A 25,308-nucleotide genomic window follows, 5' to 3' on the forward strand; every position below is an offset into this window, starting at 1 on the left:
CGGCCGGGGCCGGAGCCCGCGCGCACCCGCCCGCCCGGTGCGTGTCCCGCGCCCGCTACGTCTACTTGACGGTGCGGACGAGCTTCTTGTTGACGAACTCCTCGATGCCCGGGCGGCCCAGCTCCCGGCCGAAGCCGGAGCGCTTGATGCCGCCGAAGGGCAGCTCCGCGCCCTCGGCCCCGACGCCGTTGACGAAGACCATCCCGGCCTCGATGCCGGCGGCGACCCGCTCGGCCTGCGCGGGGTCCGTGGTGAAGACGTACGAACCGAGGCCGTACGGCGTGTCGTTGGCGATCCGCAGGGCGTCGTCCTCGTCGGCCGCGGAGAAGACCATGGCGACCGGCCCGAAGAGTTCCTGGCGTGCGGCGGCGTGCTCGGTGGTCAGGCCGGTGAGGACGCCCGCGGGGAAGTGGGCGCCCTTGCGCTCGCCCTCGGTGTGCAGCGTCGCCCCCTCCGCGACGGCGGCGTCCACCTGCCGGGCCAGCGTCTCGGCGGCGGTGACCGACGACAGCGGGGCCCCGGACTGTCCGGCGAGGAGCTGGGCGGTGAACTTCTCCACGAACGCGTCATACAGGTCGGCGACGACGACGAAACGCTTCGCCGCGTTGCAGGCCTGACCCGTGTTGTCCAGGCGGGCCGCCACGGCGGACTCCACGACGGAGTCCAGGTCGTCGGTGGACAGCACGATGAACGGGTCGGAGCCGCCGAGCTCCAGGACGGCCTTCTTCAGGTGGCGGCCGGCGATCTCCGCGACGGCCGCACCGGCCCGCTCCGAGCCGGTGAGGGAGACGCCCTGGACGCGCGGGTCGGCGATCACGTCGGCGATCTGCTCGTTGGTGGCGTAGACGTTCACGTAGGCGCCGGCGGGGAAGCCCGCCTCGGCGCACAGCTTCTCCAGCAGCGCCGCCGTGCCGGGGCACTGCGGGGCGTGCTTGAGCACGATGGTGTTGCCCAGGGCGAGGTTCGGGGCGGCGAACCGCGCGACCTGGTACGCGGGGAAGTTCCACGGCATGATCCCGAGCAGCACGCCGACCGGCCGGCGCCGGATCACGGCGCGGCCCGGGCCGGAGACGACGTCGAGCTCCTCGTCGGCCAGGAACTCCTCGGCGTGGTCGGCGTAGTAGTGGTAGATGTCGACGCAGAAGTCGACCTCGCCCTCCGCCTCCGGGAGCGGCTTGCCCATCTCCCGCACGATCCCGGCCGCCAGCTCGTCGCGGTGCTCGGCGTGCAGGTCTCCGAGGCGGCGCAGCAGCGCCGCGCGCTCGCCCACCGTGCTGTCGCGGCCCCAGGCGGTGGCCGCGTGGGCCGCCTCGACGGCGGCGGTGACCTCGGCGTCGGTGGCGGTGGGGTAGGTCTGCGTGGTCGTGCCGGTGGTCGGGTCGGTGACGGCGTACATCGTGTCTCCAGAAAAAGCAGCGGGTGGGGGAGGTGCCGGGCCGGTCCGCGCCGCGGACCGGCTCTGCGGAAAGCCTACGGTTCGAGGATGGTGCGGGTCCCGACGGCCGACCTCAGGTCCTCGAAGGCGGCGGCTGCCTCCGCCAGGGGACGCACGCTGCCGATCAGCTCGTCGAGGGGCAGCCGGCCGGCCAGGTAGAGGCGGGCCAGCCTGGGGATGTCGAGGGCGCCGACGCTGGAGCCGTAGTTGCAGCCGAGGATGCGCTTGCCCTGGTCGGCGAGGTCGAAGAGGTCGAAGGCGCCGGTCGCGCCGGTGGCGGCCATCCCGACCAGCACGGCCGCCCCGCCGGAGGTGAGCATGCCCGGAAGCGTCTCGATGACCTTCGGGCTGCCGATGGCCTCGAAGGCGTAGTCGACCCCGCCGAGGTTCTCCTGGCACCAGGCCGCGACGTCGGTCGCGGCGCCGTCGAGGGTGTGGGTGGCCCCGAACCGCTCGGCCGCGGCGCGGCGCTCGGGGGAGAGGTCCACGGCGATGACGGGGTCGGCGCCCACCAGGCGCAGGCCCATCACCACGGACAGGCCGACCCCGCCGGCGCCGATGACGACCGCGGACTCGCCGGGCCGCACCTGCGCGGTGTTCATGGCCGCGCCGACGCCGGTCGAGATGGAGCAGCCCAGCAGGGCCCCGATGCCGAACGGCAGCTCGTCGGGGACCTTGACCGCCGCCGACTCGGGGACGACCAGCCGGCTCGTGAAGGCGCCGAGCCCCAGATACGGCCAGATCTCCTCGCCCCGCTCGTCCGTGAACGGCGTCGTGCCGTCGGGCAGGGTGTTGGCGACGGCCCGGGTGCCGGTGCACAGCCACGCCATCCCGGCCAGGCACTTGCGGCAGCGGCGGCACGGCGCGAACCAGGACAGCACCACGTGGTCGCCCACGGCCAGCCCGGTGACCCCCGCCCCGACGGACGAGACCACCCCGGCCGCCTCGTGGCCGAGGACCAGCGGACGGTCGCTGGGCCAGTCGCCGGTGAGGATGTGCAGGTCGGAGTGGCAGACCCCGGCGGCCCGGACGTCGATCCCGACCTCGCCCGGCCCGGGGGGCCGCACGGTGACCTGCCGGGTGTGCAGCCCCGCCACGGGGTCGTAGGTGACGGCGGGGGAGGTGTGCGCGGACATCAGGACGCCTCGACTTCTTCGGTGGCAGGGACGGTGACGGAGGGGGTGGTGCGGCCGGGCGGCCGGGTGTGCGGCTTGGCGGTCAGGACATACGCCAGGCCGAGGACGAGCAGGACGGAGAAGACCACGATCACGGCCCAGACCTGTACCCAGCTGCCGCCCGGCGGGGCGAGCTCGGCGCGGGGCCAGGCGATGTTGACCGCTTCGAACAGCAGCCACACGACGGCGAGCACGTTCACCACCAGCCCGGTCCGGCCCAGGCGCAGCTCGCCCGCCGACGGGTCCCAGCGGCCGCGCAGGCGGGCGACGAGCGCGACGAGGGCCACCGTGAGGAAGATGAGGTAGAAGCCGCCGGAGCCGAAGGAGATCAGGGTGGCCGCCGCGTTGCCGTTGAGGCCGAGCACCAGGCCGAGGCCCGCGAGGACGGCCGTCGCGGTGAGCGAGACCCAGGGGATCTGGCGGCGCCCGACGACGGCGAGCCGGGCGGAGAAGGGCAGCTGCCGGTCCCGGGCGAAGGCGTACACGGCCCGGCCGATGTAGGTCTGGATCGAGATGGCGCAGGCGAAGAACGCGATCAGGACGACGACGATGAAGGGCTTCTCGCTCCAGTCGCCGAGCCCTCGCGTCACCGCCTCGAAGACGGGGTCGGCGGTCTTCCCCGAGACGGCGTCCCCGGGGCTGCGCAGCGAGAGGGTCACGGCGATCGAGGTGAGCAGGACCGTGAAGGCCACGAACAGGTAGGAGCGCAGCAGGGCCCGGGGCACGCTGCGGCGCGGCCGGCGGGTCTCCTCGGCGACCTGCGTGGTCGCGTCGAAGCCGAGGAAGGCCCAGCCCGCCACCGCCAGACAGGTCACGAACCCGGCCGCGGCGGAGCCGCCCGACCCGGCGCCCAGGGTGTCGAAGAGGATGCCGAACCCGTTGTTGCGGGCGAACAGCAGCAGCACCACGCTGACGGCGATCGACGCGACGCCCTCGGCGACGATGCCCGCGTTGAGGAAGTGCTTGACCGGCTCGACCCCCAGCAGATTGATGCCGAGGGCGACGGCGATGAAGACCACGCCGAGCAGGACGTGGGTGCCCGGCGACAGGGCCGCGTCGCTGACGAGCAGGTGCAGCCAGGACGCGCCGAGGTAGGCCACGGTGGTCAGGGACGCGATGGCGGAGGCGAGGTAGATCCAGCCCACCAGCCAGCCGAGGCGTGGCCCGGCGAGTCGCCGGACCCACTGGTAGACGCCCCCGGTGACGGGGAACTGCGAGGACAGCTCCGCATAGACGGTGGCCACCAGCAGCTGCCCCAGGAAGGCCACGACGACCGCCCAGATCCAGGCGGGCCCCGCGGAGACGAACCCGAGCTGGACGACGGCGTAGATGCCGACGACGGGCGAGATCGTCGCGAAGCCGAGCGCGAAGACGGCCCACGGGGACAGGGTGCGTCTCAGCTCCTGCTCATAGCCGTATTCCGCCAGCTCACCGGCGTCGGCGCGGGTGTGGTCCACGTTCTTCTCCTGGCATCGCTACGGGCGTGGCGTGCGCCGTACGGCGCCGCTCGCACAGAGAGGGGAGTCGGCCTCCGGTGCGCCGTCGCATCCCGCTGCGGGCCGGGCGACGGCGGTCGTCCTGAGGACCGGCCGCTAATTGGCTGTACAGCCAATTGATCATTGGCTGCTTAGCCAATAGCATCATCGCCATGACGTCAAGGGGTCCAGGGAAACGCGTGCGCAAGTCCGCGGCGGAGCGCCGCCACGAGATCGTCACGGCGGCGACCCGGGTCGCGCTCCAGGAAGGTCTCGAGTGCGTCACCCGGCAGCGCATCGCGGACGACCTCGGGGTGCAGCCCGGCCTCATCCACCACTACTTCCCGGTGGTCGAGGAACTCGTGGCGGAGGCGTTCGCCGCGGCCACGCTGGCCGAGCTGGACGGCCTGCTGCCCGAACCGGCCCCCGGCCGCGAAGGGCCCGGCGCCCTGGACGCCCTGCGACGCTTCTTCACCCTCATCTCCGGCGCCGAGTTCGACGACATCAGCAGGCTCTGGCTGAACGCGCGCCACCTGGCCCGCTACCGTCCGGTGCTGCACGAGCAGGTCGTCGGCCAGGAGCTGCGCTGGTGCCACCGGCTGGAGGAGATCGTCGCCGAAGGCGTCCGCGCGGGGGACTTCGCCTGCGGCGACCCGTGGGGGGCGGCCGTGCGCATCCTCGCCGTGGTCGACGGCGCCGGCGCCTACATCAACACCACCGCGGACCGGCGCACGGATCCCCTGGCGGACCTGGCCCGCACGCTCGCGGAGGCCGAACTGGAGCTCCCCGCGGGCGGCCTGCGGGCGCCTCGCGCCTGACGCGGCGCCCGTGCTCCCGGGGGACGGCGGGCCTGGTTTGCGGTCGGGGCATACGCTCGTGCCCATGACGCAAGAAGACGGGCAGCTCGACAGCCTCGTACGCAGACGGATCCGGGCCCTGCGCGTCGCTCAGGGCTGTTCCCTGGAAGAGCTGGCCCGCCGGGCCAACCTCAGCCAGTCCTCCCTGAGCCGCATCGAGAACGGGCAGCGCCGCCTCGCCCTCGACCAGCTCGTCACGCTCGCCCGCGCCCTGGACACCACCCTGGACCAGCTGGTGGAGAACGCGGCCGAGGACGTCGTCATCAGCCCGCTGATCGACGTGCGGCACGGCCTGATGCGCTGGCCGATCAAGAACGAGCCCGGCATGAGCGTCATGCGCCAGCGGATGACGCAGCCGCCCCCCGACAACCCCGCCCGCATGCGCGCCCACCCCGGCCGCGAATGGCTCGTCGTCCTGTCCGGCACGGCGATCCTGATGCTCGGGCACCGGCGCTTCCGCATCGAGACCAACCAGGCCGCGGAGTTCCCGACGATGATGCCGCACGCCATCGGCGCCGAGGGCGGGCCGTGCGAGATCCTGGGGATCTTCGACCGTGACGCGCGCCGCGGGCACCAAGAGGGCGCCGACGGCACGGAAGGCGACTGCGACGACGCGCGGGGAGCCGGGTGAGCGACGGGTGCGGACGGTCCCGGCGCGCGGCCCGGGGCGGCTGCGGCACCCGCCGATCTTGCGCCCGGAGCAGCGCGGAGCACCACCTTCTTGCCTCATACGCAACCGATCGTGCGATCGAGGCATGAGGGTTCTACGGTGACGCCATGACCTCAGCGCATCAGCACACCCCCCACCACGGCGACCCGCACGACCACCGCCACTCCGCGCACGACGACGCCGCGCAGGCGGAGATCCTCGACCTCGACGCCGAGGTCCTCGCCGAGCACATCGCCTCCATCACCGACCGGCTGCCGCTGACGAACGCGCCGCGCCACGTCGTGGACCTGGGGAGCGGCACCGGCGCGGGCACCTTCGCCCTCCTCGACCGCTTCCCCGAGGCCCGCGTCACCGCCGTCGACGCCTCGGCCGGCCATCTCCGGCTGCTGCGGGAGAAGGCGTGCGCCCGCGGCGTGCAGGACCGGGTGCGCACCGTGCAGGCCGACCTCGACGCCGACGACTGGCCCGACCTCGGCGCGCCGGACCTCGTGTGGGCCTCCGCCTCCATGCACCACATGGCCCGCCCCGACCGGGCCCTGGCCGCCGTACACCGCCTCCTCGCCCCGGGCGCTCTGTTCGCCGTCGTCGAACTGGACGGCTTCCCCCGCTTCCTGCCCGCCGACGCGCCCGCCGGCCGGCCCGGACTCGAAGAGCGCGTGCACGCCGCGTCCGACAGCTTCCACGCCGAGCACGTGCCGCACCGCGGCGCCGACTGGGGGCCGATGCTGGCCGCCGCCGGATTCACCGTGGAGGACCGGCGCACCGTCACCGTCGCCATCGAGGGCTCCCGCAGCCCGGCCATCGGCCGGTACGCGTACGGCAGCCTGTCGCGGCTCCGCGACACCGCCGCCCCGGCGCTCGGCGCCGAGGACCTGGCCGCGCTCGACGAACTCCTCGACACCGGGGGCCCGCACGGCATCACCCGCCGCGACGACCTCGCGGTGCGCACCGAACGCCACGTCTGGGCCGCGCGCCGCGTGTGACGCGTGCGTGCGGCCCAGACGGGGCGTCGGGGCGGAGAAGCCCGCCCGCGGTCACGGCCCGTGCCGCGACCGCCCGCAGGGAGGCGGCGCGGCCGCGGCCGTTGTGTCATGGGAGGGCGACCGGTCACACGCACGCGGAAAGGCGGCACATCAAGATGACGCACACGACACGCACCCTCCGGGACCTTCCGGTGTCGGCGCTCGGGCTCGGCTGCATGGGGATGTCGGCCTTCTACGGCACCGCCGACGAGGACGAGGGCATCAGGACCGTCCGGCGCGCTCTCGAACTGGGGGTGAACTTCCTGGACACCGCTCAGATATACGGCCCGCTGACGAACGAGTCGCTGGTCGGCCGCGCGGTGCGGGGACATCGCGACGAGTACGTGATCGCCACGAAGTTCAACCTGCGCATGGACGACGCCGTCCCCGGCGACCCGGGCACCGTCGGCCGGCAGGACGGTTCGCCGGAGCACGTCCGCAGCTCGATCGACGGCTCCCTCCAGCGGCTCGGCACCGACCACGTGGACCTCTACTACCAGCACCGCGTCGACCCCCGGGTGCCGATCGAGGAGACCGTCGGAGCGCTGGCCGAACTCGTCGCGCAGGGCAAGGTGCGCCACATCGGGCTGAGCGAGGCGAGCGCGGAGACCATCCGCCGCGCGCACGCCGTGCACCCGATCACGGCCGTCCAGACGGAGTACTCGCTGTGGAGCCGGGACCCCGAGGCCGAGATCCTGCCCACGTGCCGTGAGCTGGGCATCGGCTTCGTCCCGTACTCCCCGCTGGGCCGCGGGTTCCTCGCCGGGCGCTTCTCCTCCCCCGAGGAGCTCGACGAGGGCGACTTCCGGCGCACCGGTCCCCGCTTCACCGGCGACAACCTCCGGGCGAACCTCCGGCTCGCCGGGAAGGTGAAGGAGATCGCCGCCGAGAAGGAGGTCACGCCCGCCCAGCTCGCCATCGCCTGGGTGCTGGCGCAGGGCGAGCACCTGGTCCCGATCCCGGGCACCAAGCGCCGGACCTACCTCGAACAGAACGTCGGCGCCCTCGACGTCGAGCTCACCGCGGACGACCTCGCCCGGATCGACGCCGAGGTGCCCGAGGCCGCCGGCGAGCGCTACGACGAGCGGGGCATGTCCGCCGTGGACCAGTAGTCCCGCACCCCGATCCGGTCCCGCACACCGCCCGGACCCGCGTCACGCGGGTTCAGGCGGTGTAGTAGCCGTCCCGGTCGAGGTCGGCCAGGAGCGAGGGGCCGAGCGGCCGCCAGCCGAGGCGACGCCGGGTGAGCGTGCTGGAGGCGGGGACGTCGGCCCCGGCGAAGTAGGCGTCGATGCCGAAGTGGGCGTCCGCTTCCTCCGGCGTCCTGCTGAGCACCGGCAGCCCCAGGCGGCGGCCGATGACCTCGGCGACCCGCCGGAAGGGCACGCCCTCCTCCGCCACGGCGTGATAGCGGGCGCCGGGCGCGGCCCGCTCCAGGGCCAGCCGGTACACGCGCGCCGCGTCGGTGTGGTGGACGGCGGACCAGCGGTTGAGGCCGTCGCCGATGTACGCCGACACTCCGGTGCGGCGGGCGACGGCGATGTACCGGGGCACGGTGAACCGGTCACCGGTGCCGTGCACGCACGGCAGGCGGACCACGGACGTGCGGACGCCCGCCTCCTCGGCCAGCGAGGTGGCCAGCGCCTCGGCGGCGCGGCCCACCGGGTTCGCCGGGACGGGCCCCCTGTCGTCCTCGGTGGCGACGGAGCCGGGGGTCAGGAAGGCGAATCCGGCCGTGACGACCAGCGGTCTGTCGCTGCCCGCCAAGGTGTCCCCGATCGCCTCCAGCGCGGCCCGCTCGATGCGGCTGTTCTCGACGAAGGCCGCGAGATCCGTGGTGCCGAACGCCGTGTGGATCACGCCGTCGCTCCGGGCCGCCCCGGCGCGCAGGCTCTCGACGTCCTCCAGGCTGCCGCGGTGCGGTGTGGCCCCCGCCGCCTCCAGGGCCTTCGCGGAGGCGGCGGAGCGTGCAAGGCCGAGCACCGTGTGGCCCGCGCCGAGCAGATCGGCGACGACGGCGGAGCCGATGAACCCGGTGCCACCGGTGAGGAAGACGCGCATCAGACCTCCTCCGTCCGGCGCGGCCGCCGCGGGCCCATGTAGTCCCGCAGGAGGGTGATCCGGCCCGCGCGGTGGGTGATGATCCAGACATACCGCAGGTCGAAGGGCGCGCCCGTCGCCGCGTCCTCGTGATGCCCCTCCGCCTCGACGACCAGGCCGCCCCGCGTCGCGTGCACCCGGAGGTCGTCGAGGCTGCCGAAGCGCACGCCTCCCGCGACCCGGGTGAGATGGGCCCGCATCGCCTCCTTGCCCTCCAGGCGCCGCACCTCCCGCGCCGTGGCGAACGGGAACTCGTGGACGCCGTCCTCGGCGAACGCCCCCAGCCAGGCGTCGATGTCGCCCGCGGCCAGCCCGGTCAGGGCGTCGACCAGCCAGGAAGGGACGTCGTCCGTGGTCACATCAGTCGGCACAAGGATCTCCCGTAGAATTCGGACCGTGAGTCCTGAACACGGTAACAGCATTACGGACCAGCAGTCCGAAAAAGGGAAGAGGCGTCCGGGACGCCCCCCGTTCCCGCGTGCGGTGGTCCTCGCGGCGGCCGACGGCCTGTTCGCCGAGTCCCCGGCGCCCAAGGCCGTGACCATGGACGACATCGCGGCGGCGGCCGGGGTGGGCAAAGGCACCCTGTTCCGCGCCTTCGGCAGCCGGGACGGCCTGCTCGACGCCCTCTTCCTGTCCCGCGCCGCCCCCTTGCGGGCCGAACTCGCCCGCGAAGGATCCCGGGTCGGCCCCTCGGTGCCGCCGCTGGACCGGGTCCTGGCCGTCCTCGACGAACTCGCGCTGTTCAAGCTCGACAACCGCCACCTCGCCGCGGCGCGGGAGCAGCCCGGCACCCGCCTCCTGCGCTCACCGCACTACGTGTGGACCCACGAGACGCTGGTCGCGCTGATCGCACCGATCGGCGCCGAGGCCGCCGAGAGCGCCGCCTACTGGGCGCACGTCCTGCTCGGCGCCCTGCGGGTGGACCTGATCGACGAACTGCTCGCCGCCGGCCGGTCGGGCGACGCGATCCGCCGCGACCTGGAAGCGCTCGCCCGCCGCCTCCTCGACCCGGCCGCACGGCCGCGCTGACCCGGCGACGGCGGGCGGCCCGCCGCGCGCCGGTCACCGGGCGCCGTCAGGACGGCTTCACGAGCCCCGCGTCGTAGGCGAAGATCACCGCCTGCACGCGGTCCCGCGCGCCGATCTTCGCGAGCACCCGGCTCACGTGGGACTTGACCGTGGACTCGGCCAGCGAGAACCGGTCCGCGATCTCGGTGTTGCTCCAGCCTCCCGCCATCGCGGTCAGCACCTCGCGCTCGCGGTCCGTCAGCGCGGCGAGACGGGCCTCCTGCTCGGCGCTGCGGCCCGGGATCCGGTCGGCGAAGGCGTCGAGGAGTTTGCGGGTCAGACCGGGGGCGATGACGGCGTCGCCGCCGGCCACCGCCCGTACCCCCGCGATCAGTTCGTCCGGCCGGGCGTCCTTGAGCAGGAACCCGCTCGCTCCGGCGCGCAGCGCCGCGTAGGCGTACTCGTCGAGGTCGAAGGTGGTCAGCACCAGGACCCGGGAACGGCCCCCGGAGCGCACGATGCGCCGGGTGGCCTCGATGCCGTCCATGCCGGGCATCCGCACGTCCATCAGGACGACGTCGGGGCGGAGTTCGGCTGCCATCCGCACCGCCTCGGCGCCGTGGGTGGCCTCGCCGACCACCGTCACGTCGGGGTGCTGCTCCATGAGCATGCTGAAGCCGAGCCGTTGCAGCGCCTGGTCGTCGACGATGAGGACGGTGGTCATGAGGAGTGCTTCTCCGTGGGTGCAGAGGTGGTCGCGGTCTGGAAGCGGACCCGCACGCTCCATCCTCCCCGGTCGTTGGGGCCGGCCGTCACGGTCCCGCCGTACAGCGCGGCCCGCTCGCGCACGCCGACCAGGCCGCGGCCGTCGTCGTTGGCGCGCGCCGTGAGCGCCGGCCCGCTGTCCTCGACCGCGAGGCGCAGGGCCGTGTCGTCGTGGTGGAGCGTGATGTGGACGGTGGTGTCGGGTGCCGCGTGCTTGAGGGTGTTCGTCAGTGCTTCCTGGACGACGCGGTAGACGGCGAGTTGCAGGCCGGGCGACAGGTCGGGCAGCGGCCCCTCGGTGTGCAGGGTGACCGTGGGTCCTGCGGCCCTGACCCGGTCGAGGAGCGGCTCCAGATCGCCGAGACCGGGCTGGGGCGCGAGCGGGGTGCCCTCCTGGGTGACCCGGTCGTCGTCGCCGATGACGGCGAGCAGGCGGCGCAGTTCGGCCAGCGCGCCGCGCCCGCTCTCGGCGATGAGGCGCAGCGTGTCGGCGCCCCGCTTGGGCTTCGCCTCGGTCAGCCCGGCGGCGCCGTTCGCGAGCCCGACGATGACGGCGAGGGTGTGGCCGAGGATGTCGTGCATCTCCCGGGCGATCCGGGCCCGTTCGGTGGCGGCGGCGAGCCGGACCCGCTGGTCGCGCTCGACCTCCAGCTGCACGGCGCGCTCGTGCAGGGCGCTGATGTACGCGTTCACGACCCGGGCCACCAGGCCCGCCGCGGCGACGGCCACCACGAGGGCGGCCTGGATGAGCGCCACCACCCAGGTCTGGAGGCCGATGTCGTCCACGTCGCCGCGGACCACCGTGGACAGGGCGGTCTGCGCCGCGGCGATCGCCACACAGACCGCGAGCGAACCGGGCCGCACCACGCGCCCCACGTTGAGCAGCGCCACCACCGGCGCCGCCGCGGACCCGGTGTTGGCGTCCAGGACGCTGCTCACCACGGCGACGGCCGTGGTGAGGGCGAAGACCAGGATGGGCCGCCGCTGCCGCCACAGCAGCGGGACGCAGAAGGCGGCCATCAGGGCGAGCAGCACGGGTGCGCCGGGTCCCGGGCCGGAGTCCGCGTTCTGGAGGGCCGGGATGCCGAAGAGCAGGCAGAGCAGCGGCACCCCCCAGCCCCTGACCCACGCGTGGCTCCGGTCCGCCTCCATGAGCCGTCTCAGCGCGCGCATCACCATCACGTCCGAGGGCCGCTCCGCCCCGCCCAGCAGCGCCTCGGGTTCGACCGAGGATCGGGACGGCCCGGTCGCCGTCGGTGCGGTCATGTCGTGCTTCCTCTCCCCACGGGGTCGCCCGCCGGTTCTCCGCGAGGAGGGGCCGGCGGGCGGAACGGCTGGTCACGGGCGGGCCGGAGCCCCGCATCGGATGGTACGGCCGGCGGCTCAGCCCCTTCCGGTGGGCACGCGCTCGGGCCGTGCCGCCGGCTCGGTCGCGTCGTCCAGGAGGTGGCGCAGCTTCTCCCCCTCCACGTCCACGTTCGGCAGCAGCCGGTCCAGGCGGCCGGGCAGCGACCAGGCGCGCCGGCCGAGCAGCGCCATGACGGCCGGGACGATGGTCATCCGGACGACGAACGCGTCGAGGAGGACGGCGGCGGCGAGGCCGAGCCCCATCGACTTGATGATCGACTGGTCGCTGAGGATGAAGCCGGAGAACACCGCGATCATGATGACCGCCGCGGCGGTGACCACCCGGGCGCCGTGCCGGAAGCCCGCGACGACCGCCTCCTTCGGCTCGGCCCCGTGGACGTACTCCTCCCGCATCCGGGTCACCAGGAAGACCTGGTAGTCCATGGCGAGCCCGAACACGACGCCGATCATGAAGATCGGCAGGATGCTGACGACCGGGCCCGTCTGATCGACTCCGAGGGCGTCGGCGAACCAGCCCTTCTGGAAGACGGCGACGACGACACCGAGGGTCGCGAGCACGCTGAGCAGGAATCCGGCCGCCGCCTTGAGCGGGACGAGGATCGAGCGGAACACCAGCATCAGCAGGATCAGGGCGAGTCCGATGACCACGCACAGGTACGGGACGAGGGCGCCGCTGAGCTTGTCGGAGATGTCGATGTTGAGCGCGGTGGTGCCGGTGACCATCAGCTCGGCGCCGGTGTCGGCCTGGAACCGCGCGCCGCGGTCGCGGATGTCGGCGACCAGGTCGATGGTGCTCCGGCTGCTGGGGGAGGAGCCGGGGACGGCGCTGATGAGGGCGACGCCACCGCTCCGGTCGAACGCGGCGGGACTGACCGAGGCCACGTCGGGCAGGCCGTCGAGCAGTGCGACGGCGTCCCGGGCGACCGCCTTGGGGTCGTCGCTGCCGCGGGCGTCGAGCACGATCGACAGCGGTCCGTTGTAGCCGGGGCCGAACCCCTTGCTGATGGTGTCGTAGGCGACGCGCTGGGTGCTGCCGGGGGCGGCCGACTCGTCGCTGGGCATGCCCAGTTCGAGCGACAGGGCGGGGGTGGCGAGGAGCAGCAGCCCGGCCACCGCCGTCACCAGCACCTTGACCGGGCGGCGCAGCACGAACCTCGACCAGCGCACCCCCATCGGCTCGCGCTCGCCGCGCTCGACGGCCCGCATCCGGCGGGTCGTGAGCCGGCCCGCGCCGATCCGGTCGCCGGCGAAGCCGAGCAGGGCGGGCAGCAGGGTGAGCGCGATGACCACGGCGACGATCACGGCGAACGCGGCACCGAACCCGAGGTCGGTGAGCATCCTGATGCCGATGACCCCCAGGCCGGCCAGCGCGATGACGACGGTCAGCCCGGCGAACACCACCGCGGAACCGGCGGTCCCGAGCGCCCGCCCGGCCGCCTCCTCCGGGGCGTGCCCGTTCCGCAGTTCGCCCCGGAAGCGGGAGACGATGAACAGGGCGTAGTCGATGGCCACCGCGAGGCCGAGCATCAGGGCGAGGGTGCTGGTGCTGGAGCTGAGCCCGAGGGCCGAACTCGCGAGGGTGAGGGAGAGGACCGCGAGGCCGACGCCGAACAGGGCGGACAGGAGCGGCAGTCCGGCCGCGACCAGCGAGCCGAAGGTGATGACCAGGACGACGGCGGCGATCAGGAGCCCCAGCAGTTCGGTCGAGCTCTGCTCGGCCTGCGCGGCGACCGCCGTGCCGCCCATGCTGACGTGCAGCCCGGCCCGTTCGCCGGTGTCCGCGACGTGCTCCAGGTCCGTGCGCGCCCGGTCGCTGACGTCGGCGTCGGCGACCGCGTACGTCACCTGTGCGTAGCCGATCGAACCGTCCTCGCTGACGGTGCCGGCGCGGAAGGGGTCGGACACCGTCTTCACCTGGTGGGCCCTGCCGAGGTCGGCGACGAGCGCCTCGACCTCCGCCTTGTTCCCGCCCGCGGTCAGCGTGCCGCCGTCCGGCGCCTCGAAGACGACCCGGGCCGTGGCGCTGTCCGCCGACGCCTGCGGGAACTCCTCGTTCAGCAGGTCGAGGGCCTTCTGCGACTGGGTGCCCGGGATGCTGAAGGTGTCCGTCGTCCTGCCGGACGCCCCCGCGGCGGCGATGCCGACGACGGCCAGCAGGGCGATCCAGAACATCAGGACGAGCCTTCGTCGCCGGAATGAGAACCGGCCCAGCCGGTAGAGGAACGTGGCCACGGAGAACTCCCGGGAGGCGCGCAGAGGACGGAACGGGGCCGCGTCGCGACCCGTCCCTCACGCTAGGAAGCGCCCGCCCCGGTGCCTTGGGTCCGCGGAGGTGAATCGGCCCGGGGCGCTAGTACCGGGGTGCCGCCCCGAGCTCCTCCGCAGGGTGTACGCCGGTGTGCGCGCGACGAGCCGTCGAGGACCCGGCACGCCGGGCCCCGGGCTCATGCGGGGCTGATGCCCCGTACCGCGAGCGCGAGCAGCCGGCGCACCTCGGCCGCCTGGTCCGGGTGGTGTTCGGTGGCCAGGACGAGGCCGGTGACCACGGTGACCAGGTCGGCGACCGTGACGTCGGGCCGCACCGCGCCGGCGTGTGCCGCGCGGTGCAGCAGCGGATCCGCCGACGCGGCGAGCCGCACCGAGCAGGCGCTCTCGTGCGTGCCGTCCCGGGCCCCGTCGGGCGCCAGCGCGTCGGCCATGCCGCGCGCGGACACGGCGTAGGAGGCGAGGGCGTCCAGCCAGTCCAGCAGCGCGGAGCGCGGATCCCCGGCGCCGGCCAGCTCGCCCGCCCGCGCGCACAGCGCCGCGATCCGCTCGCTGAACACCGCCTCCAGCAGCGCCCGCCGTCCGGGGAAGTGCCGTCGCACGGTCGCGGACCCGACGCCCGCCACCCGGGCGATCCGCTCCAGGGAGGCGTCGGCGCCGTGCGCGGCGACCTCCTCCTCGGCCACGGCGAGGATCCGCGCGTAGTTGCGGCGGGCGTCCGCGCGCTGGGCTGTCATGCCGGTCCTCTCCACGGGCCTGGCTAAACGGTGGGGTCCTCCGTATCGTACGGGACGAAGAAACGGCGGACCCCGCCGTTTATGGCCGAACCCTTGAGGAGTCCCTCATGACCGCAGCGTCCGCGCCCGTTCTCGTCACCGGAGCGACCGGCCAGCAGGGCGGCGCGACCGTCCGGGCCCTGCTGGCCGGCGGCGTCCCCGTCCGGGCGCTGGTCCGTGACCCGGACGCACCGCGCGCCGAGGCGCTCCGGGCCCGGGGAGTGGGCCTGGCCACCGGCGACCTCGACGACCGGGACTCGCTGGCCCGGGCCGCCGAGGGGGCCCGCGCCGTCTTCTCGGTGCAGATGCCCGACCTGGCCGGGCGCGGCTTCGAGGGGGAGGTCGCCCAGGCCGCCAACCTGATCGAGGCGGCGAAGAGCGCCGGAGTGCCGCAGTTCGTCCACACCTCCGTCTCCGGAGCCGGCCAGCACACCGCGTGGGTCAAGGACGCCTGGGCGTGGATGGAGCCCTACTACACGGCGAAGGCCGGGATCCAGGACCGCGTGCGGGAGGCGGGCTTCGCGCACTGGACCCTCCTCAAGCCGGGCTTCTTCATGGAGAACCTCCGCCCCGAGGCGGGCATCGTCTTCCCCCGGGGTGTCGAGGGCGGCCTGGTCACCCTCCTGAAGCCGGCCACCCGCCTGGCCCTGGTGGCCGTGGACGACATCGGCACGGCGGCGGCCGCGGCCGTGGCGGAGCCCGGACGGTTCGACGGTGTCGAGCTGGAGCTCGCGAGCGACCTGCTGACGATGACGGAGATCGCCGACGTCCTCTCCCGGGCGCTGCGCGTCCCGCTCACGGCACCCGACCTGACCGAGGAGGAGGCGACGGCCGCCGGGATGCCCGCCATGGGGATCGCCCAGGCCGCGATGAACGACCACCCCCACCCCGCCCACCCGGACCTCGCCCGCGCCCTCGGCCTGCCCCTCACCTCCTTCGGGACCTGGGCGCGCACGCACCTGGGCTGACCGCGCCGCGCGGCGGGCCCCGCCGCGGCGCCGGATCCGCCGCGCCGGGGCCCCGGGCGGTATCGGGTGCTCCGCCGGGCAGGCGCGAGCGGGCTGATCGTCGGAACATGGGAGAACGCGGAAGAAGGCAGAACGGGCCGAGCAGACGGGAGTGCCGCAGGTGGCCGGTGGGCGCGAGCACGGCAGTTCCGAGGAGCGCGACGCCGAGTTGCGCCAGGTCGAGGCTCTCAACCGGCTCGCCGGCCCGACCGCCGACGGGACCGGGCGGGCACCGGAACGCGGCAGCCGCCGCGGCTCCGACCTGCTCGTCGCGGGGCACTCCCTGGCCCGCTCCGAATCGCTCGCGGAAGCCCTCGCCCTGATCTCCCAGCTGTCCGGCCCCGAGCTGCCCCTGCGCGGACAGGCGGTGTTCCGGGCGGACCGCGCCTTCCTGCACTGCGTCGGGTCCCTCGGCGCGTGCGACGCGGAGGGCGAGGCGTTCCGGCTGCCGCTGGACGTCGACCACCCCGCCACCCAGGTGACCCGCACCGGACGCCCCGTGCTCCTGGCCTCGCCGCAGGAGTACCGGGACCGGTTCCCCAGCGCCTGGCCGCTCTCCGACCGGGCGGGGTCCGCGGCCTGGGCGTACCTCCCGCTGGTCACGTACGGGCAGCTCACCGGCGTCTGGCTGGCCGCGTTCGAGGCACCCGTACGGATGACGGACGGCCTGGGCACCTTCCTCATGACCCTGGCCCGGCTGCTCGGCCAGAGCATCGAACAGACCTACAACGGGCGGGCCGACCACGCCCTGTCCCAGAGCCTGCGCAGCAGCATGGACCGGGTCGGCCCCGGAGTCGCCGGCCTGACCGTCGCCGCCCGCTACGTGCCCACCGGCGGCGGACTCATGATCGGCGGCGACTGGTTCGACAGCATCGTGCTGCCCGGCGGACGCCTCGGCCTCGTGATCGGCGACGTCCAGGGCCACGACGTCCAGGCCGCCGGGCTGATGTCGCAACTGCGCACCGCCATCCACGCCTACGCCGTCGAGGGCCACGGACCCGACGCCGTCCTCGTACGGGCGTCCCACTTCCTGGCGTCGCTCGACGAGGACCGCTTCGCCACCTGCATCTATCTGGAGGCCGACCCGGCCACCGGCGTCCTGCGCATCGCCCGGGCCGGGCACCCGCATCCCGTGCTGCGCCTCCCCGACGGAACCTGCCTCCTCAAACACGTGCGCGGCGGCCTGCCCCTCGGGCTCGACCTGGGGGAGGACGACTACCCGGTCAGCGTGGTCACCCTGCGCGAGAACGAGATCCTCATGCTCTGCACCGACGGCCTGATCGAGTCCGGCGGCCACGACATGTACTCCGGCTGGCTCCGGGTCCGCAACGCGCTGACCCCGGGCGCCGCCGACGACGTCGACGCCCTGGCCGACCGGCTCCTGAACGCCGTCGTCGCCCCGCACGCCGCGGAGCCCGGCGCCCGGCCCACCTCCTTCACGGAGGACGACATCGCCCTGCTCCTCCTGCGCCGCGACCCGGCCGACCCGGCCGCCGACCACCCCGGGCGGCGGCTGCGGCTGACCCTGGAACAGGACCAGGCCCAGGGGCTCGCCGACGCGCGGATCGAACTCCAGGGACTCCTCCACGACTGGGCGCGCCCCGAGCACGTCGACACGGTGGTCCTGCTCGCCTCCGAACTCCTGGGCAACGTCCTGATCCACACCGAGTGCGCCGCCGTCCTCGGCGCGGAGATCAGCGGCGTGCAGGGGCGCCGCCGCCTGCGGGTCGAGGTCACCGACCGCAGCGACGAGGTCCCCAACCGCCGCGCCCCCGGCGAGCTCTCCTCCTCGGGCCGCGGCCTCGTCCTCCTCGACCTGCTCGCCCACCGCTGGAACATCCGCCCCGAACCGGAGGGCAAGACGGTGTGGTTCGAACTCGACGAGGACGGGCCGGAGGAACCCTGACCCGCCGCGCGCCCCTGACGAACGGGGCGCGGCTCAGCGCCCGTTGGCGGAGAAGTGCTGGTAGTCCGGGTGCGCCCAGCGGCCGCCCCACTGCCAGCCGACCTTCCGCATCGCCGTCGTGATCACGTCCCCGCGCCGGATCATGCCCCTGACGGGCCGGTCCCGGCGCAGGTGGCGCCGCCCGGCGGGCGGGTAGACGCGGCCCGCCGTGTCGACATAGGGATTCTCCAGGGTGTTGATGTCGATCGCGTCGCCGTACGAGTGCTGGGACCTCCGGCCCGGACTGCCGGTCACGGCGCGGCAGTTGAAGGCGGAGGTGTTGTCCTGCCTCATCGCGGCGGTGTCGCTGCCCCGGTACGCGGCCATGACCCTCATCCGCCGGACGGGGAACTTCGCGGCGAAGGCGCGCCCGAACACGTACAGCATCGGGCGCACGGCTTCGCGGCGGACGATCAGCTCGCCGCGGTGCACCTTGCCGTCGAAGCCCCAGTGGTTCATCCGGATCAGCCGCAGCCGGGCCGGGGGGACGGGGCAGCCGCGGCGATAGGTGGACGCCAGTTTCGCGGCGGGCGCGGCGGAGACCACCGCGTCCAGGGCGGGCGCGAGCGCCGTCGCGGCGGCGGGGGAGGCGGACGGGGCCGGGCCGGCCTGCGCGGGCGGGGCGGCCAGCAGGGCTGCGGCGACGACGACGGCGGCCATCACGGAGCGCGGTACTTTTTGCACCTTATGACCTTAAAGGGCGGCTTCTGTGAAGTCCGGGAGGCGGCGGCCGGGGATGCGCGGCGCCGCGGTTGTCATCGTTCGGTATCAGCCGGCCCGTCCGTACAACCCCCGCGCCCGAGGACTCGTCTAGCCCGGCAGAGTCTCCGCACCCCGAGGTGTCGGTGGCTCGGACGCACCCGGCCGGAGTCCCGGGCGCGTCCCGGAATCCAGGGAGAGGATCGGTCATGGGGGACCATCGCAGACGGGTCGTCGGCGTCGCCGCGGTCGCGGGGCTGGTCGCACCGCTCGCACTTGCGCTCGGCACGGCACCCGCGCAGGCGGCCGCGAGCTGCACGACCACTACCGGCCCGCACCAGAAGCAGGTGGAGAAGTTCCTCGGCCGCCCGGTCGACGGCAAGCAGTCCGCCACCGACTGCAAGGCCATCAAGGCCTTCCAGACGAAGCACGGCATCACCCCGAACATCGGGTACGCGGGCCCCGTCACCTGGGGCGTGATGAACCTGATGAACAAGCAGAAGGCGGTCGGCGACACCCCGAACAAGGCGGGCAAGTGCCCGGTGAACAAGGGCCGGATCGCCTGCGTCGACCTCACGCTGCAACTCAGCTGGATCCAGGACGGCAGGAACCTCGTCTACGGGCCGGTCCCGGTGCGCACGGGACGCGACGGCTACGAGACGCGCACCGGACTGAAGAAGATCTACTGGCGGCACATCGACCACGTGTCGAGCATCTACGACGTGCCGATGCCGTACAGCCAGTTCTTCGACGGCGGCGAGGCGTTCCACTCGGTGGGCGTCAGCATGTGGAACCCGCCGGGTTCGCACGGCTGCGTCAACATGACGAAGACCACCGCGAAGAAGTACTGGTCCCTGCTCAAGACCGGCGACGACGTCTTCGTCTACGGCCGCAAGCCGGGCACCTGAGCACCGTGTGAGCCCCGGCCCGGTTCCCGGGCGATGTCCGCGCCGCTCTGCCGGCGGCAGAAATGCGGCCGGACCGGGCCCGACGCTCACTACGGTCCTGTCCCATGACGGTGATGACGACGCATGCGGTCCCGTACCCGGCCGACGGTCTGACCATGACCGGGTACCTCGCACTCCCGGCCGGGGCGGGCCGCCGGCCCGGGGTGCTGCTCGGACCGGAGGGCATGGGGCTCGGTGACGTCGAGCGCCGGCGGGCCGACGCTCTCGCCGGGCTCGGGTACGTGGCGCTGGCCTTCGACCTCCACGGCGGGCGCTACCTGAGCGACCCCGAGGAGATGCTGGCCCGCTGCCTGCCGCTGCTCGCCGATCCCGCCCGGATGCGGGGCATCGGCCGTGCGGCGCTCGACGTGCTGCGCGCCGAACCGCGGACCGACCCCGACCGGATCGCCGCCGTGGGCTACGGCACCGGCGGCGCCGTCGGGCTGGAACTCGGGCGCGACGGCGTCGACCTGCGCGCGATCGCCACGGTCAACGCGGTGACCACGGGCCGGCCGGGCGAGGCGGCGCGCATCCGCTGCCCGGTGTGGGCCGGGGTCGGCTCGCAGGACCCGATCATGACGCCCGCACAGCGGACCGCGTTCACCGACGAGATGCAGGCCGCCGGCGTCGACTGGCGCCTCACGGTCTACGGCGGCGCCCTGCACGCCTTCCACCACCCACCGGTCGACCACCCCACGGTCCCCGGCGTCGGCCACCACCCCCGGCACGCGCGGCGCGCCTGGCGCGACATCGTCGACCTGCTCGCCGAGTGCCTGCCCGTGACGGAGGTCGGGCCGGGGGCGTGACGCGGCCTCCTTCGCCGCGGTGCCGCGGACAGCCGTCAGGAGATTCCGGCCGTGCGCAGCACCGCGGCGAAGGAGGCCGCGTGGTACAGGTCGGCCTCGTCCCCGCCGGCCTTCCCGCCGTCGACGCGCACGGTCGGAGTCCCCTGGACGCCGTCGTCCCGGAACGCCGTCATCGCGTCGGCCACCCACGCCCGGTACCGGCCCTCCCGCACCGCGCTGTCGAACGCGGGACCGCGGAGCTTGCCCACCTTGTCGGCGATCTTCAGCAAGTACGGCGCCGTGTAGACGTCCTGGCGTTCGTCGTCGGCCTGGTGGGCGAAGACCGCCGCGTGGAAGGCGGGGAACCGGCCGGCGTCGACCGAGGAGCGCAGCGCGTTCGCCGCGTTCACGGAGCCCGAACCGCCGAGCCGCGCGTCGAGGAACGACGCGATGGTGTACTCGACCTTGACCTTGCCCGCACGCACCGGTTCCGTCAGGGCCCGCGCGCCGCCCTGCTCGAAGTCCTTGCAGTACGGGCAGCGTGGATCCTCGTAGACCTGCACGGTGTGCGGGGCGTCGGGCCTGCCCACGACGATCGTCGCGCCGCGCACCTCCGTGCGCACCCCGGACAGGCCGGGCGTGCCGGACGCCTCGCGCACGGCGGCCGCCCCGCCGTCCCCGGCTCCGGCGCACCCGCTCAGGACCAGGGCCGCTCCCAGCGCGACCGCCGACGCGGTCAGGACCGCTCCTCGTTTCACGACACACCCCTTCCGACGGCGCGGGACCTCTCCACGCTAGGCGTGCCGCACCGCTCGGACGGTCGGCGAAAGCCCGGCGGGGGCGGGACCTTCGGCCCCATTCGACCGTGACACCCGGGACGGTCACCGACCGGACCGCGCAGCGGCCCGACCGCGCACGCGCGATCGGGCCGCGGGCCGGGGCGGAGCCTCCCCTCACCCCGGGGGTCGGGTCACGGGCAGGTGACGAGGATGATGGAGAGCGCGTTGCAGGTCACGGACGCCGTGTCGTTGTCGGCACGGGGGTCGGTGGGCGCGGACGCGGTGCGCTGCCCGGTGACCTTGACCGGGCCCAGGTGCAGCAGGCCCAGCGGGACCCGGAAGGTCCTGTTCGCGCTCGCGTCGTCGGCGATGGCGCCGTAGTCACAGGTGACGGTGGTGCCGGACGCGGTGCAGCCGGAGGCGAGGTTGGTGGCCCGGGCACCGGTGGGGAGCTTCGCCGTCAGGGTCGCCGACGTGACGGCCTCGGGCCCGGTGTTGCGGGCGGTCAGGGTGTAGGACAGGTACGGCACCAGGATGTTCAGGTGCGGCTGGGCGGTGAGCCTGACGTCGATGTCCGCCCGGCCCGCCGACGGCGCGGCGTCGGTGAAGGCCACACCGTACGGGCCCGAGAACCCGCCGATCGTCTCCGTGACGGCGTCGGTGCCGGTGTCGATCACCGAGACGGTCCCGTCGTCCACGTTGGTCGCGTAGACGGCCGAGCCGGACGGGGCGGCCTCGACCCTGGCCGGGGCGTCGCCGACGGCCACCGTCGCCGTCACGGTCCCGGTCGCCGTGTTGATCACCTTCACGTCGTCGCTGCCCCGGTCGGCGACGTAGGCCCGGCTGCCCGACGCGTTGAACGTGACGGCGTTCGGGGACGAGCCGACGCCGATGGTCGAACCGACCGCGTTGGTCGACGTGTCGAGCACCGAGACGGTGTTCCCGCCGTTGTTGGTGACGTAGGCGGACGCGCCGGACGGGCTGACGGCCACGCCGGTCGGCGACGCGCCGACCGGGACGGTCGCCGTCACCGCGTCCGTGGCGGTGTCGATCACCGAGACCGTCGCCTCGTTGTTGTTGGTGACGTAGGCGGTGGCGCCCGACGGGCTCACCGCCACCCCGTTCGGGGAGTTCCCCACCTGGATGGTGGCGCCGACCGTGTTCGTCGCGGTGTCGATCACCGAGACGGTGGTCCCGCCGCTGTTCGCCACGTAGGCGTGCGCGCCGGACGGGTCGAGGGCCAGGCCGAGCGGGTTGCCGCCGACCGGAACGGTCGCGGTGACCGTGTCGGTGTCCGTGTCGATCACCGAAACGGTGGCCTCGTCGAAGTTGGTGACGTAGGCGCGCGCGGCGGTGGGACTGACCGCGACGCCCACGGGGCTGTTCCCGACGGAGACACTGCCGGTGACGGTGTTCGTGCCGGTGTCGACGACCGAGACGGTGTCGCCGAAGAAGTTGGCCACGTACGCCGTCGGTCCGCCGGCGGCCTGCGCGGGCGCGGGGAGCGCCGCCACGCCCGTCAGGGCCAGGGCTCCGCCGGCGGCGAGCGCGGTCAGCCGCCGCCTCCACGCGGAGCGGACGAAACGGCTCGACAGGGTGGCCGGTCTGGAATGTGCACGGGTCAAAGAACTTCCCCCTTCAGCGTGTCCGCACCCCTGGCGGCGGGTCCGAAGGCCCCGGGGACCGGCGGGAGTACGGTCGTGCCGGCCCCGCCGCCGTCGCCTGAACCGCCGGTCCGCAGGGCCCTCGTACGCCGCGAGCTGCGCGGATGCCCGGCGACGTCCCCGGAATCATCGCGCTCACCCGACAATCCGGTATCCGCATCTTCGGAGTTGTCCGAATATGGCAGCCGACTGTCCATTGCGGACACGCCCGGAGGAGTACGCCCGGCGCGCCCCGGCTCACGCGGCCAGGGCCCGCTCGACGCTCGCGTAGCAGGCGATCACCTGGTCCACGCCGACCATCTCCAGCACGCGCCGCACGGGACCGTCGCAGCAGGCCAGGCGGAGCCAGCCGCCGGCCTCCCGCACGGTCTGGTGGGCGGTGAGCAGCACGTTGATCCCGGTGGAGTCCATGAACGTCACCGCGCCGAGGTCGAGCACCGCGTACGGCCGACCGGCCGGGGCGCCGGTGACGGTCGCCAGGGCGTCGGCCAGCGGGAGCACGGTGTCCGCGTCGATCTCCCCCCGGACCCGCAGCACGGCGACGTCGTCGGCGACGTCACGGGTGATGGTCAGACCCGCCGGCCGTTCCGGCACGTCGTGTGGCTCCGTCATGTTCTCCCCCCGCCGCCGCCCGTCGCGCCCGGGCCGACCGGATCGGGGCATCCCGCATCCTACGCACCCTGGCGCATGCACGCCCCTGTCACGGGTACCGTTACCCGCCGTACCGGTGCTTCGTACAGGCACCGCACCTGCACGCATACACCTGCACGCTTATACGGGGACCGCGCATGCCGGAAGAAGACCGAGCCCGGGAGACGACACCGCGCGCCGACACCAAGGACCCCGGAACGCCCGAGGTGGCCCTGGCCCTGGACGGGGGAGCCGGGTGCATCGCCCAGGCGCGCGCCGCCGCGGCGGCCTTCCTCGCCGAGGTCCGCGAGCAGCGCCGGACGCCCGTCTCCCAGCGCGCCGTGCAGGACACGCAGCTGATCGTCAGCGAACTGGTCACCAACGCCGTCAAGTACGCCCCCGGCCCCGTCCTGCTGAACCTGCGGATCATCGAGGACACCGTCGAGGTGGAGGTCTGGGACAGCCAGCCGCACGCCCCGGCCGTCCACTCGCCCGACCCGCAGCGCATCGGCCAGCACGGCCTGGAGATCGTCGCCGTGCTGGCCCGCACCCTCACCATCCGGTCCACCGTCGTCGGCAAACGCGTCTCCGCGACCCTCGATCTCGACCCCGCCGAGCGCACCCCCTGACGGCTCCCGTCCGGGGGGTGTGCGGCCCCGGGCGAAACGCGAGGGGACTTCGCCGGTGTCAGGTGCCCGCTCCTGGGGACCCGGCCGACAAGCCCGGTCGGCCGCGCGCGTCCGACCGGACCCAGGCCCCTCCGGTTCAGACCTCGTGCTAGAGGGCGCCGCCCCGGGACCGCCCCGGGCCCCGGCGGGCCGCGGCGGCCGTCAGGCGTCCCCGGCCGCGCCGGCCGCGTCGCGCGCGCGGCGGTGCAGGTCCTCCAGGACGTCGAGGACCACGGTGGACCGGTACCACCGCAGCCATTCGCCGGCCGTGTGCTGCGTCTCCTCCAGCGCGGCGAGCCGGGCCTGGCCGAAACCCCGGACGGGGCGGGCCAGGTGACTGGAGATCACACCGCGCACCACGCCGTCCGCGCCGGTCAGCGGGACGCTGTGACAGGCCCGGCTGCCCGATTCGAGGATGACGCGGCGGGTCTCCTCGTCGAAGACCTCCGCGGTCGCGACATCGCGCACGGTGACCTGCCGGGCGGCCTCGGCCGCCCGGGAACAGGAGGTGTTGTCCTCGACGAAGGCGAAGTAGTCGGTGAAGGCCTGCGGATGCCCGTGGTGGCGCTCCATGCGGAGCGTGCCGTTCTCCGCCAGCTGGACGTTGCCCGCGTCCGCCTCGGTGATCTCCCGTACGCGGGTCAGGGCGGCGGTGAGCACCTGGGCCTGGTTGCGGGGATCGAGGGTGTCGGCGCAGTGCAGTCCCGCCAGGGACGGCGGCGCGATCGGGGAGCGCCCGGGGAACCACACCGTGTGCCCCGGCGCCGGAGCGGGCGCCGCGCTCAGGGCCGCCGCGATCTGGTGCAGCTTGACGTTCGCGCTCTGCGAGGCCTGCCGCAGCACGGCGAACGCCGCGTCCGCGTCCGCGAGCCCGTAGCGGCCCATCAGAATGCCCTGCGCCAGAGCCACGCCGGTCCGCGCCCGGACCTGATGGCCCAGGGCCGACACCTGCTCCCGCAGCGCACGCGCCTCACCGTGCGCCGGCCCGCCGGGGGCGGGGACGGACGGCGACGGGCCGGACCGCGTCGGATCGAAGGTATCGGTGTCGGTACCGGTATCGGTATCGGTACCGGTGGCGGTGGCGGGGCGACGGTTGTCGGTGCTCAAGGGACAACTCCCGTTCAGGAAGCAGGCATACAAAACAAGCACACACTGAACGGACGCAAAGGGCCAGGTCAGCATCTGCGTGTGCCTACTTCCCAAGCACGGGCACGACCCTACCCATCCCGCTTCCTTCACCAACAACACACCCCGGTGCGCGGGCT

At 73.9% G+C, this 25,308-nt stretch carries 24 protein-coding genes; 10 read left to right on the forward strand and 14 right to left on the reverse strand.

Translation table 11 applies throughout. The annotated features are described in order from the left end of the window. Positions 1–61: 61 nt before the first annotated feature. The 3 genes from ACIP5K_RS29815 to ACIP5K_RS29825 form a co-directional block, all read right to left on the reverse strand. Complete coding sequence (locus ACIP5K_RS29815; RefSeq protein ID WP_401414485.1) at positions 62–1,396, reverse strand: NAD-dependent succinate-semialdehyde dehydrogenase; 1,335 nt, start codon at positions 1,394–1,396, stop codon at positions 62–64. A 74-nt stretch (positions 1,397–1,470) separates the two neighbouring features. Beyond that, positions 1,471–2,571 carry an alcohol dehydrogenase catalytic domain-containing protein gene (locus ACIP5K_RS29820; protein ID WP_401414486.1) on the reverse strand — a complete coding sequence of 367 codons (1,101 nt, stop codon included), beginning with the start codon at positions 2,569–2,571 and terminating at the stop codon, positions 1,471–1,473. Continuing rightward, positions 2,571–4,067 (reverse strand): APC family permease, encoded by a 1,497-nt coding sequence (locus tag ACIP5K_RS29825; protein WP_401414488.1) that lies wholly within the window; start codon positions 4,065–4,067, stop codon positions 2,571–2,573. The genes ACIP5K_RS29820 and ACIP5K_RS29825 overlap by 1 nt, the downstream gene beginning before the upstream one ends. A gap of 218 nt (positions 4,068–4,285) precedes the next feature. Here ACIP5K_RS29825 and ACIP5K_RS29830 point away from each other — a divergent pair, with 218 nt between their 5' ends. The 4 genes from ACIP5K_RS29830 to ACIP5K_RS29845 all read left to right on the forward strand — a co-directional run bounded on the left by ACIP5K_RS29830 (position 4,286) and on the right by ACIP5K_RS29845 (position 7,746). After that, the gene (locus ACIP5K_RS29830) at positions 4,286–4,903 is read left to right on the forward strand and encodes a TetR/AcrR family transcriptional regulator (RefSeq protein WP_401414489.1); all 618 of its coding nucleotides are present in this window, start codon (positions 4,286–4,288) and stop codon (positions 4,901–4,903) included. Positions 4,904–4,967: 64 nt separating this feature from the next. Then, positions 4,968–5,573, forward strand: coding sequence for a helix-turn-helix domain-containing protein (locus ACIP5K_RS29835; protein WP_401414490.1), 606 nt, complete (start codon positions 4,968–4,970; stop codon positions 5,571–5,573). A gap of 146 nt (positions 5,574–5,719) precedes the next feature. Further along, positions 5,720–6,595, forward strand: coding sequence for a class I SAM-dependent methyltransferase (locus ACIP5K_RS29840; protein WP_401414492.1), 876 nt, complete (start codon positions 5,720–5,722; stop codon positions 6,593–6,595). Between the two features lie 155 nt (positions 6,596–6,750). Continuing rightward, positions 6,751–7,746: an aldo/keto reductase gene (locus ACIP5K_RS29845; protein ID WP_401414494.1), complete on the forward strand. Its 996-nt coding sequence runs from the start codon at positions 6,751–6,753 to the stop codon at positions 7,744–7,746. A 52-nt stretch (positions 7,747–7,798) separates the two neighbouring features. On the opposite strand, the gene ACIP5K_RS29850 is transcribed toward ACIP5K_RS29845, so the two are convergent. Then, entirely contained in the window at positions 7,799–8,695 is an 897-nt protein-coding gene (locus ACIP5K_RS29850) for an SDR family oxidoreductase (RefSeq protein WP_401414495.1), read from the reverse strand. Further along, positions 8,695–9,105 (reverse strand): nuclear transport factor 2 family protein, encoded by a 411-nt coding sequence (locus ACIP5K_RS29855; RefSeq protein WP_401414497.1) that lies wholly within the window; start codon positions 9,103–9,105, stop codon positions 8,695–8,697. Before ACIP5K_RS29855 ends, ACIP5K_RS29850 begins: the two co-directional genes overlap by 1 nt. 112 nt (positions 9,106–9,217) lie before the next feature. Between ACIP5K_RS29855 and ACIP5K_RS29860 the strand changes: the two genes are divergently transcribed. After that, on the forward strand, positions 9,218–9,766 hold the full coding sequence (locus ACIP5K_RS29860; RefSeq protein WP_401414498.1) for a TetR/AcrR family transcriptional regulator: 549 nt from the start codon (positions 9,218–9,220) through the stop codon (positions 9,764–9,766). 46 nt (positions 9,767–9,812) lie between these two features. Here ACIP5K_RS29860 and ACIP5K_RS29865 read toward each other — a convergent pair whose 3' ends face one another. The 4 genes from ACIP5K_RS29865 to ACIP5K_RS29880 form a co-directional block, all read right to left on the reverse strand. After that, positions 9,813–10,469, reverse strand: coding sequence for a response regulator (locus ACIP5K_RS29865; RefSeq protein ID WP_401414500.1), 657 nt, complete (start codon positions 10,467–10,469; stop codon positions 9,813–9,815). Continuing rightward, positions 10,466–11,776 (reverse strand): sensor histidine kinase, encoded by a 1,311-nt coding sequence (locus ACIP5K_RS29870; RefSeq protein WP_401414502.1) that lies wholly within the window; start codon positions 11,774–11,776, stop codon positions 10,466–10,468. The genes ACIP5K_RS29865 and ACIP5K_RS29870 overlap by 4 nt, the downstream gene beginning before the upstream one ends. 117 nt (positions 11,777–11,893) lie before the next feature. Next, positions 11,894–14,110, reverse strand: coding sequence for an MMPL family transporter (locus tag ACIP5K_RS29875; protein WP_401414504.1), 2,217 nt, complete (start codon positions 14,108–14,110; stop codon positions 11,894–11,896). A 212-nt stretch (positions 14,111–14,322) separates the two neighbouring features. After that, a complete protein-coding gene (locus ACIP5K_RS29880; RefSeq protein ID WP_401414505.1) occupies positions 14,323–14,880 on the reverse strand; it encodes a TetR/AcrR family transcriptional regulator in 558 nt (185 codons plus the stop codon). Positions 14,881–14,987: 107 nt separating this feature from the next. On the opposite strand from ACIP5K_RS29880, the gene ACIP5K_RS29885 reads away from it, so the two are divergent. Together ACIP5K_RS29885 and ACIP5K_RS29890 are read left to right on the forward strand one after the other, a co-directional pair. After that, positions 14,988–15,887: an NmrA/HSCARG family protein gene (locus tag ACIP5K_RS29885; protein ID WP_401414507.1), complete on the forward strand. Its 900-nt coding sequence runs from the start codon at positions 14,988–14,990 to the stop codon at positions 15,885–15,887. 160 nt (positions 15,888–16,047) lie between these two features. Further along, entirely contained in the window at positions 16,048–17,832 is a 1,785-nt protein-coding gene (locus ACIP5K_RS29890; RefSeq protein WP_401414509.1) for a SpoIIE family protein phosphatase, read from the forward strand. 33 nt (positions 17,833–17,865) lie between these two features. On the opposite strand, the gene ACIP5K_RS29895 is transcribed toward ACIP5K_RS29890, so the two are convergent. Then, complete coding sequence (locus ACIP5K_RS29895) at positions 17,866–18,555, reverse strand: M15 family metallopeptidase (RefSeq protein ID WP_401414510.1); 690 nt, start codon at positions 18,553–18,555, stop codon at positions 17,866–17,868. 224 nt (positions 18,556–18,779) lie between these two features. On the opposite strand from ACIP5K_RS29895, the gene ACIP5K_RS29900 reads away from it, so the two are divergent. Together ACIP5K_RS29900 and ACIP5K_RS29905 are read left to right on the forward strand one after the other, a co-directional pair. Further along, positions 18,780–19,478, forward strand: coding sequence for a L,D-transpeptidase family protein (locus ACIP5K_RS29900; RefSeq protein ID WP_401414512.1), 699 nt, complete (start codon positions 18,780–18,782; stop codon positions 19,476–19,478). A 104-nt stretch (positions 19,479–19,582) separates the two neighbouring features. Beyond that, positions 19,583–20,323 (forward strand): dienelactone hydrolase family protein, encoded by a 741-nt coding sequence (locus tag ACIP5K_RS29905; RefSeq protein WP_401414513.1) that lies wholly within the window; start codon positions 19,583–19,585, stop codon positions 20,321–20,323. A gap of 35 nt (positions 20,324–20,358) precedes the next feature. Here ACIP5K_RS29905 and ACIP5K_RS29910 read toward each other — a convergent pair whose 3' ends face one another. The 3 genes from ACIP5K_RS29910 to ACIP5K_RS29920 all read right to left on the reverse strand — a co-directional run bounded on the left by ACIP5K_RS29910 (position 20,359) and on the right by ACIP5K_RS29920 (position 23,357). Then, the gene (locus ACIP5K_RS29910; protein ID WP_401414515.1) at positions 20,359–21,060 is read right to left on the reverse strand and encodes a thioredoxin domain-containing protein; all 702 of its coding nucleotides are present in this window, start codon (positions 21,058–21,060) and stop codon (positions 20,359–20,361) included. Positions 21,061–21,272: 212 nt separating this feature from the next. Beyond that, positions 21,273–22,706 carry a hypothetical protein gene (locus ACIP5K_RS29915; RefSeq protein ID WP_401414516.1) on the reverse strand — a complete coding sequence of 478 codons (1,434 nt, stop codon included), beginning with the start codon at positions 22,704–22,706 and terminating at the stop codon, positions 21,273–21,275. Positions 22,707–22,982: 276 nt separating this feature from the next. After that, complete coding sequence (locus ACIP5K_RS29920) at positions 22,983–23,357, reverse strand: STAS domain-containing protein (RefSeq protein WP_401414517.1); 375 nt, start codon at positions 23,355–23,357, stop codon at positions 22,983–22,985. Between the two features lie 176 nt (positions 23,358–23,533). Here ACIP5K_RS29920 and ACIP5K_RS29925 point away from each other — a divergent pair, with 176 nt between their 5' ends. Continuing rightward, positions 23,534–24,004 carry an ATP-binding protein gene (locus ACIP5K_RS29925; protein WP_401414519.1) on the forward strand — a complete coding sequence of 157 codons (471 nt, stop codon included), beginning with the start codon at positions 23,534–23,536 and terminating at the stop codon, positions 24,002–24,004. A 201-nt stretch (positions 24,005–24,205) separates the two neighbouring features. Here the strand turns inward: ACIP5K_RS29925 and ACIP5K_RS29930 are convergent, their stop codons facing one another. Next, positions 24,206–25,150 (reverse strand): ANTAR domain-containing protein, encoded by a 945-nt coding sequence (locus ACIP5K_RS29930; RefSeq protein WP_401414520.1) that lies wholly within the window; start codon positions 25,148–25,150, stop codon positions 24,206–24,208. Positions 25,151–25,308: the final 158 nt, after the last annotated feature.

The sequence above is a fragment of the Streptomyces sp. NPDC088785 genome (assembly GCF_044750685.1).
GTDB lineage: Bacteria > Actinomycetota > Actinomycetes > Streptomycetales > Streptomycetaceae > Streptomyces.

What these genes read in the sequence shown, in the direction of transcription:
- ACIP5K_RS29900 (WP_401414512.1), top strand. Translation starts at nt 18,780, where the DNA reads ATGGGGGACCATCGCAGACGGGTCGTCGGCGTCGCCGCGGTCGCGGGG.
- ACIP5K_RS29835 (WP_401414490.1), top strand. Translation starts at nt 4,968, where the DNA reads ATGACGCAAGAAGACGGGCAGCTCGACAGCCTCGTACGCAGACGGATC.
- ACIP5K_RS29925 (WP_401414519.1), top strand. Translation starts at nt 23,534, where the DNA reads ATGCCGGAAGAAGACCGAGCCCGGGAGACGACACCGCGCGCCGACACC.
- ACIP5K_RS29865 (WP_401414500.1), bottom strand. Translation starts at nt 10,469, where the DNA reads ATGACCACCGTCCTCATCGTCGACGACCAGGCGCTGCAACGGCTCGGC.
- ACIP5K_RS29850 (WP_401414495.1), bottom strand. Translation starts at nt 8,695, where the DNA reads ATGCGCGTCTTCCTCACCGGTGGCACCGGGTTCATCGGCTCCGCCGTC.
- ACIP5K_RS29820 (WP_401414486.1), bottom strand. Translation starts at nt 2,571, where the DNA reads ATGTCCGCGCACACCTCCCCCGCCGTCACCTACGACCCCGTGGCGGGG.
- ACIP5K_RS29880 (WP_401414505.1), bottom strand. Translation starts at nt 14,880, where the DNA reads ATGACAGCCCAGCGCGCGGACGCCCGCCGCAACTACGCGCGGATCCTC.
- ACIP5K_RS29905 (WP_401414513.1), top strand. Translation starts at nt 19,583, where the DNA reads ATGACGGTGATGACGACGCATGCGGTCCCGTACCCGGCCGACGGTCTG.
- ACIP5K_RS29815 (WP_401414485.1), bottom strand. Translation starts at nt 1,396, where the DNA reads ATGTACGCCGTCACCGACCCGACCACCGGCACGACCACGCAGACCTAC.
- ACIP5K_RS29840 (WP_401414492.1), top strand. Translation starts at nt 5,720, where the DNA reads ATGACCTCAGCGCATCAGCACACCCCCCACCACGGCGACCCGCACGAC.
- ACIP5K_RS29870 (WP_401414502.1), bottom strand. Translation starts at nt 11,776, where the DNA reads ATGACCGCACCGACGGCGACCGGGCCGTCCCGATCCTCGGTCGAACCC.
- ACIP5K_RS29920 (WP_401414517.1), bottom strand. Translation starts at nt 23,357, where the DNA reads ATGACGGAGCCACACGACGTGCCGGAACGGCCGGCGGGTCTGACCATC.
- ACIP5K_RS29885 (WP_401414507.1), top strand. Translation starts at nt 14,988, where the DNA reads ATGACCGCAGCGTCCGCGCCCGTTCTCGTCACCGGAGCGACCGGCCAG.
- ACIP5K_RS29845 (WP_401414494.1), top strand. Translation starts at nt 6,751, where the DNA reads ATGACGCACACGACACGCACCCTCCGGGACCTTCCGGTGTCGGCGCTC.